Genomic DNA, 13,060 nt, shown 5'->3' with positions numbered 1-13,060 from the left:
TCACTAACTCAACACGTACATCAACATTTAACTAACTATGCCAGCAAATTCATGGGGCATCATATACTGCCCGAAAGAGGGCTCTGCCCATACACAAAAGCGTTGGAAAAAGATACGCCAATATCTTGAAGAGAAAGGCGTCAACTTTGACTACGTGCAAAGCGAGGGAGCAGGTTCGGTTGAACGATTGGCTGCCATGATGACGCGTACCGGTTACGCCACCATCATTATTGTCGGCGGCGATTCGGCCCTTAACCACGCCATTTGCGGCATTATGTCTACAGCGTCGCCATCGGGCAAACACCCTGTGCTTGGCGTCATACCCAACGGCTTTGGCAATGACTTTGCCAAATTTTGGGGCATGCACACCGATGATTACAAAAATACGATAGACGCCTTAATATTTCAGCACACCCGCAAGGTTGATGTAGGCACAATTCAAATAGCCGATGCCGACGGTCAAAACAAACAGCTGTACTTTCTCGATTGTGTTAACCTTGGCGTAGCATCGTCCATCACAAATTTGAAACGCAAGACAAGCAACTGGTTCGGTTTCAAAACCATCTCATACTTTTTCTCTGCACTGCTGCTATTGTTCCAGCGCATGAATTTCAGATACGTATTTGACATGAGCGGCGAACACATCGAGCAAAGCGCCATGAGCATTTGCATCGGTTCGGCACACGGATACGGACAAACGCCAAGTGCTGTGCCATACAATGGTCTGCTTGACATCACGCTTGTATCAAAGCCTGCCATATTTCAGATATTTCATGGACTGTGGTTGCTGTTCACAGGACGTTTCCTGAGTCACCGCGGTGTAAAAGTGTGGCGCACCCGCCATGTCGAATTTACAAAGCTCGGCCATGCCCCCTTGAGCTTTGACGGCCGCACATACCATGGCCACGCCCAATCCATCAACATCGGCATCATGCCCGAGGAGATTGAGTTCTTGATACCATAACACTTCGCCCTTACAAAGGGTTATATACCCATAACAAAGGCGTGTTTCGCACCATCACGAAACACGCCTTTGTTGTATGCAATAAGTCATTGCATCGGTTATTGTTGTCCGCCTCCTGCATTAGCGTCTCCGCTTGCGCCCGAACTATTTCCGGTTCGCATCACATCATCATTTTCGATGCTTCGGTCCACCTTCTTCACTCCCGACTTCAGTGAGCCAAGGCGGTAACTTACGCCAATGCTCAAACGCATCATGTCATTGCGGGTATCTGAAACATAGCGCATTTGATTAGTGACAGTTGAGGTACGGAAGTGAGTATAACGTCCGATAAAGTTGCCAGCTTGCAAATTGATGCCCAAACGGTCCTCCTTCAAGAATGAACGGCTCAAGCTCAGACTATAGAAAAAGAAGCCTGGAGCCTTACCCTGCAAGGTAACCTGACGTGTGTTGCCGCCGAGCCAAAGACCAAGTTTGAGTTTCCACGGCATCGTTTGCTGCAATCCGCCCCACAAGTTTGCTGAAAAACCAGAATTATGACTACCCAACACATGGGCCTTATAATCAGAATAACTTGCCGAAGCGTTCAGATTGATTGTAGTACACTTAAAAACAGTCCAGTTAATATAGGTTGACAGCATCGTCATCTTTGAATGTTGAAATCCGCCATAAGTGGTGTTGGCCACGCCATTCTCATCAACAAAACTATACGACACCATACCATTGTTGGAGAATGAATAGTTGAGTGACGCATTAAACGTGAGTTTCGGACCAAACATGCTGTAAGTTAAATCCAAATTGTGCGACTTTTCGCTCTTCAAGTCTGGATTACCATACGTTACTGCCTCAGGCGAATAAGACACCTTATAAGGTGAGAGATAGCTAATGTCCGGACGTCCTATACGCATATTATATCCAGCCTTCAACATTTTGCCGTCGCTCAAATTAAAACCGGCACTTATCGAAGGCACCCAATCGCTCATGTGTGTGCCAAAAGCCTCACGCTTACCATCGGGATAGCTCACATCTACCTTGTAATACTCATATCGGCTTCCGGCCATTGCGCTCCACTTGCCCTTTTTCAAGTTATATTCCAGATAAGCGGCGGCAATGTTACCCGTATGGCGGTAGCGCAATGAGCGTTCCTCGTCAAGTTGCATGTCGGCATCACTACCAGCTGGGCGCGAATACTCCACACTGTTGCTTCGGTTGACACGACGAATATACTTCACGCCCGTTGCCATTGTGTGGGTTTTCTTTTTGTCTAAAGGCGTGGTAAAATCCACCTGTGCCGTATGTTCGTATGACAAATTGTCCGGGTCTGTGTCAAGATCCTTCAAACCAAAGTTTTCGGGCAGATTGGTCAACTGGTCATTCCACGTCTTTACCTTTGTCGTTTGCGGACTGTTGTCGTAGCGGTATGACATAGTCAGTTTGGTGTCATCAGTAAAAGCGTGCTGGTAATCGGCCGAAGCGTTTATGCTGCGATACAGGCTCTTTGTTTTCGATGCCACATGATAGCTGTAATAAGGCGATCCGTCAACCCTAAACATCTGGTTCAGCGAAATATTGCTGTTACGACCGTTCCAGCCATGAATGCCAGCCGACACACTCAACAAGTCCTTTTTAGTAAATTCATAACTGGCGTCGAGGTTACCAAACTGAAAAATGCCGTGCGACTCCGATTCCGTGTCCGATTTCAACAAATGACTGTCATTTTCGCCATACAATTCGCGTTCAACGTTAGTAGTGGTATTAGGTTGATCGTGATACCCCGCACCATAGTGTGCAGAAATCATGAATTTGCCAAACTGTGCCATTCCCATCAACGACCCCATTTCGCCACGATTACCAACCGAAGCATTTGCCGTCACGGTATAGCCCGACGTCGAAGTCTTGGTGTTGGTTATGATATTAAGCACACCAGCCACCCCCTCGGCATCATATTTTGCGCCAGGATTGGTAATAACCTCTATCTTTTGAATAGCCGAAGCCGGATAAGCTTTGAATATCATAGACGGATTGGCACTCATCATTTGGTTGGGCTTTCCGTCGACATACACCTTAAAGCTGGCATTTCCGTTCACCTTGATGTTATCCTCACCATCAACCGTCACCATCGGCACCTTGCGCAACATTTCAAGCACCGTGTTGGTTTTAGCGTCAGGGTCATCGGCTATCGAATACGTCAGTTTGTCCAGTTCGGCCTTAACCAATGGGCGTTGTGCCGTCACGGTTGCTACCCCTAAAGTAGAGTTGTATTCCTTTATGTACAGCGTATCAGTATCAACCATACGCTTATCTGCTGCCAACGTTATCTGCCGGCGTACGGGAGCCTTGCCAATCGACATAAGCTCAAGCACGTATTTTCCAGGCTTTGAAGCAGTAATGCTAAATTTGCCATCAAGCTGTGTGGTGTTAGCTTTCAGCGGTTTCATTGACGGCACTCCGAGCAGTCGCACCGTGGCGTATGCCTCTGGCTGACGGGTCAAGGAGTCGCACAATGTGCCTTTTATGGTATAATTGCTCTGACCATACACTGCCACGAGGGGCGAAAAAGGCAATAATAGTGTCAATAGGGTGATTTTGTTCATTTAAGTCTATGTTCTATATTGTGTCATACAATCAGCAGAGGTCGTTTCCCATGCAAAACAGGTCTGGACAGTTGCTTATACCTATCAGACGCGCCTCATTACAGTTTTGCTACATAACAAAGGTGTAAAAAGTTATCGCACCTCCATTTTGATGTCCTCTATCTTGAACATTTCATCAAAATAAGGCAACCAATGATTTTCAGCTATGCCAAGTTGCAACCCATAAAAGCGGGTGCCTTCATGCCTCAAACGCTCTATTTGCAGAAAATACGTTGGTGGCGGCAAAGGAATGCGGAAGTCCGTCACCCAAAGCACGTCGGCACCAGCATAACGCGAATTGCCATTCAGCAACGCAAACATGGCATCGAGCGCGCGCCTGGCATCGGTGTCACCCGCAGCACGGCGGTTGAAAAATTGCAAGAGTTGCGTGCGGTCGTTGAGCACATCGATGGGTTGTGCCTGCACGCTAAAAGCTATCAAATAGCAATTACGCCGCTTCGATGTGCACATTTCGCACAAACTCATCATGAGCGAAAGGGCCACCTTGCTTGGCTCGCCCATCATACTGCCAGACATATCCACACATACAACCATTGGGCCGCACGGCCGCGCTGGCTTGGTGTGCAAACCCCGTGCCGCATTAAGCGTGCGACTTTGGTAGTCAAACGTTTGCAAACGCCCCGTCACATATTTCTGCAAAAAAACGTCCTCCATGTCGGCATCGGCATATTGCGCCAACTCTGTTGGCAACAAAGCCCCCAAGTCGCGCCCCACACTGATGCCCGTTATGTCGCTTTGCGAGGCATGGTGCATTTGCTCCTCATTTCCCTGGCTATAGCCTATGCGCTTGTGGCCCAAAGCATCGGCCACCCGTCCCATGCGGTCGGTTATAGTCTGCAGGACGGGATAGCGGCGCTGAAAGTCGACCACCTGCTGCAAACGCTCGTATTCCACCACATTCCAACGACCGCCCATCAGTGCCCACGACTGATAAAAGCGCTCCCGGTTCACACCATGCTGCTGTACATATTGGGTAACAGCCTTCAGGTTGTTGTGCAACAAGCGGTTCTGCAACTCGCGCCGGCTCTCCAAAAATTCGCGTTGGTGCAGAGCCAGGCGCAAGTCCAAATTATTTTGCCAATCATTGAGCAACGTTTGCCATAAAGCATCATCGTCTGATTGCCCCTTTTCGCCAAATTCACGATTGTAAAAGCCCTTGTCAAACCCCTGTGCTGCATATTTGTCGTCCATCATCTGCACCAAGGCCTGCCAGTTGTCGCGCCGCTTGATGTGGCTCCATTCTGCCGCTTCGGCTATTTGTTTGCGTTCATAGCTGCACCGCTGCATTTGGTAGGCAGCCTTTTGCAAGTTAAGACTGACGAATTGCGCCATTGTATCTACAAACACACGCGCAGCCACCTCGTCATTAAGCACCAGTGCCTTTACCTGCGCATCGTGCATGGCTGTACACAGGTATTGCGCCAGAACATCACACTCGCACGTAAGGGCATCGGGTTCCTCGCCTGAGTTGACAAAGGCGTGGAGCATTTTCATATAAAAGGCTGGCTCATTCGTCATACAGCAATCGGCGTATATCAACGCGGCACAAAGCCACTTGCTTGTAAAATGACTGCAAGTAAGCATCAACCTCCTTGCGGTCGTCGTCACTCACAAAGATGTTCTGCTCCAAAGCCCGTTTCAAGGAGTCGGCGTCATTACATACCTGCTCCACATCGTCCTCGTAATGTGCATAAGTTGTGGTTGATGCCACATCAGCGTTTGACGCCACATTTGCATTGTCAAACAACCCACCGATACTGCCATCTGCCGGATTCATTACAGCAGCTCCCACATGGCGCATTTTGAATGCTATACCATTTATATATATGTGATCGCTGTCGCGGCACAACGTCACCTGCTCGCGGTTTTGACGCGGAATGCCGGCCATGATGTCAGGCGAGAACAAACGCACTATTTGCCGCCCGTTGTGCGTTGGGTCTTTATAAATCACCCCTTGTGCCGGTGCTGCCAATTTGCTGCGTACCGGCATACGCTTAAAGTCGGTTACAAACACATAGGTATGGCCCGTACCATGATTTTCAATCTGATAAAAGAAGCGGTCGACAATCAGCAAATCGTCATCGCGGTGGTCATTCTCGCGCACAGCTTTGGCCAAAGCCTCGTCGGCACGGCGGGCACGCAAGTCGGCCTTCACACCAGCGGCCAAGGTTTCGAGGCGCTGAACGTGAGGGGCGAATATTGACTTTATAACAATTGACCTGACAGCTGCTATCTCAACAGGCTCATTCCACAAGCAATGATACATTGTCAGCAGGTCGGCACGCGTGGCCGATGTGCGCCCCTGTAAATAGGCCGATGTGCGCAACAAGGCAGCAATGTGTTTCCAACGACGGTCGCTCACATATATGCTACGTGGCAACTCCGTATTCTCAATCTCTACACGCTTAAACTCTTGGCGGATACACGATATGGATTCGAGCAAATCCTGACTCAATGCCACTTTGTGTGCCTCACGTTGCCAAAGGGCATATTCATCTGCGGTAATAGGCTCTGCCACCTCCTCGTCGGCACATGGCTCGTCATCGTCGCAGCATAGCATTTGCCTGAAAACCGATTCACTCTGTATGCAACGGCACACTACGCGAATAACAAAGCGGTCCCACAGGGCTTCGAGTCCTTCGCCTTGGGCCGGAAGTTCGTTCGAAGCTGCCACCAGCAATTTTAGCGGCAAGTGCAGCTCTTTATTACCATTGCGGAACAATTTTTCATTCAGCACCGTCAGCAGCGTATTCTGTATGGCAGGACCTGCCTTCCATATCTCGTCAAGAAACACCACATCGGCCGTGGGCAGAAATCCTTCGGTTGCCCTTTCATACACATCGTCGGACTTGAGCCTTGCTATGCTTACGGGGCCAAATATCTCGTCGGGGGTTGAAAATCTCGACATTAAATATTCAAACGACGTGGCACCGCCAAAAGCCTTTTTCAACCGACGTGCTACCATCGATTTTGCCACCCCCGGAGGGCCAAGCAACAAGATGCTTTCACCCGCCAACGCTGCCAACAGCGCCAGGGCCATTTCTGTATTTTTTTCGTAAATGCCCCGCTGCAAATAGCGCAACAGATGCGTCATACGTGATTGTAGTGTATTCATTATTGTTTGTGCATAAAACAGCCTATCCAGCTAAGTCGATGCAAAGGTAGCACTAATAAGTAGGTGCTCAAAATTATTTATATGTTGAAAACACTATCTCGGGCGCATCTGCCCACCGCGTTCTCAGTCACATTACCCAACCAACTTAAAGCTATTTCTCAAATTACCAAACTAAAAGTTTTGTTGCGTAGCAGTGTAGTTTGTCCTGACACCACGATCCGGCTGTCGGTGCACCACATAATCAACTTTTTGAGTATTTGTCTGCACTCTGCACTTTTCGATGTTTTTTAGCTGATATTCAACGTATTACGCTGTGCATACAACTATCATAACCATGTACACTACCATCTGCACGCCTGCCTATGAGTGTAAACAACAACGGGCGAGAGTTTTTTCTGTCATAGGCGGCAGAATATCCATTCGGAGCAACCCAAAATCCGCTCTCCCTAAAGCGTAAAGTCCACCTTTCCGTGCCATTACGTCGCCCCACCGTTAGGGGGTTGTGCAGACGGCAGTGCAGACAAAATGCAGTGTTGTCTACACTCATAAACTATGTGATTATCAATCGGTTACAAGCAAAAGTGCAGAGTGCAGACAATTTGAAGATTTTTCGTCTGACAGGCAATACAAGCCTCTGATTTGTGTGCACTACACTTGTCTGCACGCGTCTGCACTTGTGCCGCTTGTCTGCACGTAAAGTGCAAGCCCTGTGGCGCAACCACCGGAATGTGGACATTGTAAAACATTTCCTATCTACAACGGCACGCCAAATTGCATAAATCGCCGTCACACCTGCATATTTGAATAGATTTACTGCATATTCTTGAGCATTTTAACCTCATTCCGTATTTTTGCATAAGACAAATAACTAAACATGACAACTAACAAGAAAACGCCTTCGGCTCTATTATCGCTCCTGCCTATCATTGTACTTGTACTGATGCTGGTAGCCACTGTACGCACCTATGGCAGCGACTCGCTATCGGGTGCAAGCCAAGTTACACTGCTGGCCGTATCAGCCATCTGCGTGCTGATTGGTACCTGTTTTTTGCGCATTCCATGGAAGGATTTTGAGAATGCTATCACGCACAACATCTCAAGCGTGACAAGTGCCATACTCATTTTGCTACTAATTGGTGCCCTCAGCGGCACATGGATGGTGAGCGGTGTGGTGCCTTCGCTCATCTATTATGGCATACAAATTATACACCCCGATATATTTTTGGCTTCAACTTGCATCATATCGGCCATTGTCAGCGTCATGACAGGCAGCTCGTGGACCACCATAGCCACCATTGGCATAGCCCTCATGGGCATTGGACGTGCCCAGGGATTTGACGACGGCTGGATTGCTGGTGCCATTATCAGCGGTGCATATTTTGGCGACAAGATATCGCCATTGTCCGACACAACGGTGTTGGCTTCGGGGGCCGTCAACGTGCCTTTGTTCAAGCACATTCGCTACATGCTCATTACTACTATACCCTCACTGAGCATCGCGCTGCTGATTTTTGCCATTGCAGGCTTTGTACAAGATACCAACAGCACACATGAGATATCACTGTTTACGGCCACCATTAAAGACCGTTTCTGCATAACTCCTTGGTTGCTGCTTGTGCCTGTGCTTACGGGATTTATGATAGCCAAACGTCTGCCACCTGTTGTTACGCTGTTTTTATCCACACTGTTGGCGGTTATTTTTGCTTTGATTTTTCAACAACAAGTGCTGCACGACATTGCTGGCGACAACTTGTTTAAGGGGGCCATGCAGAGCATTTATGGCAGCACATCCATACCAACTGACAACCCCGTACTCACATCGCTTGTGGCCACACGTGGCATGGCTGGCATGATGGGCACAATTTGGCTGATAATCTGTGCCATGTGTTTTGGCGGTGCCATGGAGGCTGGCGGCATGGTGCGCGGCATCACCCGGCTGTTTGTGCGTATGATAAAAGGGCGCACCAGCCTGGTAGCCTCAACTGTGTGCAGCGGTTTGATGCTTAATTTGGCTGTGGCGGACCAGTACATCTGCATATTGCTTACTGGCAATATGTTCAGACGCATATTCGACCGTCAAGGATTTGAACGCCGGTTGCTAAGCCGCACCACCGAGGACAGCGTGACAGTCACCTCAGTGCTTGTGCCATGGAACACGTGCGGCATGACACAGGCCACAGTGTTGGGGGTGCCTACCATGGTTTATCTGCCTTATTGTTTTTTCAACATCATCAGTCCTGTGATGAGCATAGCCATTGCGGCTTTGGGGTATAAGATATTCCGAACCTCGGCAAACCAACAGGGTGACGCCTCCAAAGCGTGACACTTGCACAACTTTGGTACGATACACGCACATACTTGCGCATCAATCCTCATTTGAACGTTCATAACCGGCAGCGGGTTCGGCTGCCTGTAACAGACACGAGGTCGTTTCGGCATGATGATATGCCGAAACGACCTCGTATTGTTGTAAGAAATAGCGGTTGAGTTTTAAATAAAGCGCATCGAGTGTGCCGACACGCACTGCCGGCTTCAACTCACACTCCCAAATGACTATTACATGCCAACCCTGATGCTGCAGTTGCACCACATTGCGCGCATCGCGCTGGCGGTTGCGGCTGATTTTGTCGCGCCAAAACGCAGTGTTCGTCTTTGGCAAATGATAGTATTTACAGGCTTCGTGCCCATGCCAAAAACAACCATTTACAAATATCACGGTGCGATACTTGCGCAACACGATGTCGGGGGTGCCGGGCAAAGCCTTTACATTTTTGCGGAAACGCATGCCGCATGCAAACAAGAAACGGCGCACCATGCGCTCCGGCCGCGTGTTGCTGCTACGAATGTGCGACATGCAGCGGTGCCGCTGCTCGGGAGTCAGCACGTCAATGCTTTTGGGCAACAACTGGGCCATACTTATGCGCTTATTTTGCTATGCCGCGCTTGTTGAGTGCCTCAGCATAGCGCTTGGCGTTTGCTGTATGTTCCTCGTAAGTGGCAGCAAAATTGTGCGTGCCCGAAAAGTCCTCTTTGGCACACATATATATATAGTTGTGGTGTGCGTAGTTGAGCACCGACTGTATGGCATTGAGCGATGGTATACATATAGGGCCTATGGGCAGGCCTACATTGCGGTAAGTGTTGTATGGGCTATTGACACTCAAATGGTTTATCATGATGCGACGCAACGCAAAATCGTGCAGAGCATACTTTACGGTGGGGTCGGCCTGCAGTTTCATGCCTTGGTGCAAGCGGTTGAGATACATACCGGCTATCATCGGGCGTTCGCCCTCATTGGCCGACTCCTGCTCTACAATTGATGCCAAGGTGTAAGCCTCGTCGGGGGTGAGGCCTGCTGCCTTGGCCTGTTGCTTGCGCGCCGATGTCCAATAGGCATCGTGTTCTTTTTTCATACGCTGCATCAATTTCTGCGGTGTAATGTCCCAATACACCTCGTAGGTGTTGGGTATGAACAAGCAAGGCACTGTGGCGGTGTCGACACCTAATGGCGTTAGCACCTTGCCGTCCTTAAACGTGGCGGCCAATGTGGCTGAGTCGGCCTCGAGTTGTTGTGACAATCGGCCTGCAAGGTCATTCATGGTGTGCACCACGGGTATGACAAGTTCGACGGCGGACTGGCGGCCACCACGCAAATTACGAATTAAGCGGAATGTGCTAACACCATCGCCCGTGGCATAACGCCCTAGGTGAACATGCGAACCATAATTCACCACGAAAGCGCAAAGCTTGAGTCCAACCATTTGCGAGGGTTTTGCAGCCTTGTCGAGCTTTACATATACAGAGTCGGGGGTGTCGTCGCTGTCAATATAAACAAACGAGGGCTTGCGGCTTGAGCTGAAACTTGAGAAGAAAAGCCAGTATATCAATATGGCCACAATGACAACGGCCGCAGCTGCAATGCTTGTTATTTTTTTTTGTTTGTCTGTCATAATACACTCAATTTATTAAGTACACGTTGGCGGAATTTGTAAACAAGTTGACAATCCAACGGGTTCGTTAGCCAAGTTCATACGTTCCTTGCCTTTCTGTCTTAAAAACACGGGTAGGCAGTGCAAAACCAACTTACCTGTCAGCCCATCAACTTGTTAACCCGCTAATCAAGAATTCCGCCAACGGGTTAATGGTTTAGCATCGCAAAAGTACGTATTTTTTAGGCGTAACGTTTGGGATTGGTGAAATAATTGCCCATACGCTTTGTGAAAGGCTATTTTTTTTACTACTTTTGCACAAAACATTATTCAATGTGCCGAGTTAGACTATACTTCTACTTAAATACGATGTGCTAACCCGGCCTATCAAATACCTCAGATGGAAACATATACCGATTTCGTCGACTTGATAGCTGAGAGTCTCAAAAAGAATTGGGACCTTGACGCACTAACCGACTATCAAGGTGTGACCTTGCAATACAAGGACGTAGCACGAAAAATTGAGAAGCTCCATATCCTGTTTGAAAATGCAGGTGTTGCCAAGGGTGACAAGATTGCCCTGTGCGGCCGCAATAGTGCCAACTGGGCTACAGCCTTTTTGGCCACACTGACGTATGGTGCGGTGGCGGTGCCTATTTTGCATGAATTTAAGGCGCAGCAAGTGCACGACATTGTTAACCACTCTGAAGCTAAAATTCTCTTTGTGGGCGACATGGTTTGGCCCGAACTCGACGCACAGGCCATGCCTCACCTTGAGGGCATTATCAACATTCCCGACTACTCGGTACTCCTGTCACGCACCGAACTGCTGACTGATGCACGCGAAAGGCTCAACGAACTGTTTGGCCGCAAATATCCCAAATATTTCAGAAAGGAACACATCAGCTATACACATGCTGCCGACCCCGACGCTTTGGCGCTTATCAACTACACCAGCGGCACCACATCTAACTCAAAAGGCGTGATGCTGCCTTTCCGCGCATTGTGGTCGAATTATCAATTTGCCATCGAGGTGCTCGGCAAACAAGTGCACCGCGGCGACAGCGTGATATCGATGCTGCCCCTAGCCCACATGTATGGTATGGCTTTCGAGTTTATTTTCGAATTTATACACGGCTGCCACGTATACTACCTCACGCGCATACCTTCACCCAAAATTGTGTTGAAGGCGTTTGGCGAAATCAAACCCGTCATTGTTATCTCAGTGCCGCTGATTATCGAAAAGATTATCAAAAAGAATGTGTTGCCCAAGTTGCAAACGCCCAGCATGAAAGTGTTGCTCAAGCTGCCCTTCATAAGCGGACGTATTCTTGACAAAGTGCGTCAGGGACTGGTTGAGGCTTTCGGCGGAAACTTCTACGAAATCATCATTGGTGGCGCTGCATTCAACAGCGAGGTGGAAGATTTGCTCAATAAAATACATTTCCCCTACACGGTGGGCTATGGTGCTACAGAATGTGCGCCCATCATTTCGTACGAGGATTGGCAAAAGTTTAAGAAAGGCTCATGTGGCAAGGCTGCGCCCCGCATGGAAATAAAGATTGACAGTCCTGACCCCCAACACACTGTGGGCGAAATTCTGACACGCGGCGCCAATGTGATGCTCGGCTATTTCAAAAACCCCGAAGCCACAAAATCTACACTCGTTGACGGTTGGTACCATACAGGCGATTTGGGCGTGATGGACGCTGAAGGCAACTTGTTTATACGCGGACGCAGCAAGAACATGCTACTTGGCGCCTCGGGACAAAACATTTACCCTGAGGAAATTGAGGACAAACTCAACACGCTGCCATACGTTAATGAGAGCATCGTGGTGCAGCGCGACGAAAAGCTTGTGGCTCTAATACACCCCGACTACGACGAGGCCGAACGCGACGGATTGGACGAGAACGGATTGCGCATGGCCATGGAGCAAAACCGCAAGGACCTTAACGTCATGGTGGCTGCATACGAGCGCATTTCGTCAGTCGAACTCCATAAAACGGAGTTTGAAAAGACACCGAAACGCAGCATCAAACGTTTCCTCTATAAATAAGCTAACAAGGTTGGCCACATAACGGGTTGACAGGTTTAAGGATTGTGTGTGCAAAACGCGCCCTTGCCTGTTAACCCGTTAGCCCGTTAACCATGCAAATAAGTAGGTGTTCAAAATTATTTTATACAATCGGTAGGTGTTATTTTCACATTGAAAGCACGTTCTCGAGGCGCATCTGTTCCCTTCGTTCTCGGTCACATAGCCCGCTATGCTTCCTCACCCGAAGGAAACACCTGGGTCCCGATAACGCACTTTCAATGTAAAAATAATTTTGAACACCTACTTACAAAAGCAATACACATGATTTCATTTTTCAGGCATAATAATTCTGACAACGAGGAG

8 protein-coding genes are annotated in these 13,060 nt (G+C 48.8%); 3 read left to right on the top strand and 5 right to left on the bottom strand.

The window, feature by feature from the left end; all coding sequences use genetic code 11:
• The first annotated feature begins 37 nt into the window (after positions 1-37).
• Positions 38-964, top strand: a complete 927-nt coding sequence (locus BQ5453_RS10200) for a diacylglycerol/lipid kinase family protein (protein WP_071123137.1) — start codon at positions 38-40, stop codon at positions 962-964.
• 98 nt (positions 965-1,062) lie between these two features.
• On the opposite strand, the gene BQ5453_RS10195 is transcribed toward BQ5453_RS10200, so the two are convergent.
• From BQ5453_RS10195 to BQ5453_RS10185, 3 genes are all read right to left on the bottom strand, one after another.
• The gene (locus BQ5453_RS10195) at positions 1,063-3,555 is read right to left on the bottom strand and encodes a TonB-dependent receptor (RefSeq protein WP_071123136.1); all 2,493 of its coding nucleotides are present in this window, start codon (positions 3,553-3,555) and stop codon (positions 1,063-1,065) included.
• 132 nt (positions 3,556-3,687) lie between these two features.
• A complete protein-coding gene (locus BQ5453_RS10190) occupies positions 3,688-5,133 on the bottom strand; it encodes a vWA domain-containing protein (protein ID WP_071123135.1) in 1,446 nt (481 codons plus the stop codon).
• A complete protein-coding gene (locus BQ5453_RS10185) occupies positions 5,123-6,730 on the bottom strand; it encodes an AAA family ATPase (protein ID WP_071123134.1) in 1,608 nt (535 codons plus the stop codon). The genes BQ5453_RS10190 and BQ5453_RS10185 overlap by 11 nt, the downstream gene beginning before the upstream one ends.
• 874 nt (positions 6,731-7,604) lie before the next feature.
• Between BQ5453_RS10185 and BQ5453_RS10180 the strand changes: the two genes are divergently transcribed.
• The gene (locus tag BQ5453_RS10180) at positions 7,605-9,053 is read left to right on the top strand and encodes a Na+/H+ antiporter NhaC family protein (RefSeq protein WP_071123133.1); all 1,449 of its coding nucleotides are present in this window, start codon (positions 7,605-7,607) and stop codon (positions 9,051-9,053) included.
• Between the two features lie 42 nt (positions 9,054-9,095).
• Here the strand turns inward: BQ5453_RS10180 and BQ5453_RS10175 are convergent, their stop codons facing one another.
• Both BQ5453_RS10175 and mltG read right to left on the bottom strand, forming a co-directional pair.
• The gene (locus tag BQ5453_RS10175; RefSeq protein ID WP_071123620.1) at positions 9,096-9,620 is read right to left on the bottom strand and encodes a very short patch repair endonuclease; all 525 of its coding nucleotides are present in this window, start codon (positions 9,618-9,620) and stop codon (positions 9,096-9,098) included.
• Positions 9,621-9,654: 34 nt separating this feature from the next.
• A complete protein-coding gene (gene mltG, locus BQ5453_RS10170) occupies positions 9,655-10,680 on the bottom strand; it encodes an endolytic transglycosylase MltG (RefSeq protein WP_071123132.1) in 1,026 nt (341 codons plus the stop codon).
• Between the two features lie 379 nt (positions 10,681-11,059).
• On the opposite strand from mltG, the gene BQ5453_RS10165 reads away from it, so the two are divergent.
• Entirely contained in the window at positions 11,060-12,718 is a 1,659-nt protein-coding gene (locus tag BQ5453_RS10165) for an AMP-binding protein (RefSeq protein ID WP_071123131.1), read from the top strand.
• The last annotated feature ends 342 nt before the right edge of the window (positions 12,719-13,060 follow it).

The organism is Prevotellamassilia timonensis, assembly GCF_900106785.1.
GTDB classification, from domain to species: Bacteria; Bacteroidota; Bacteroidia; order Bacteroidales; family Bacteroidaceae; genus Alloprevotella; species Alloprevotella timonensis.
The sequence above is the reverse complement of the archived record's forward strand: the minus strand, read 5'-3'. Positions and strand labels throughout refer to the sequence as shown.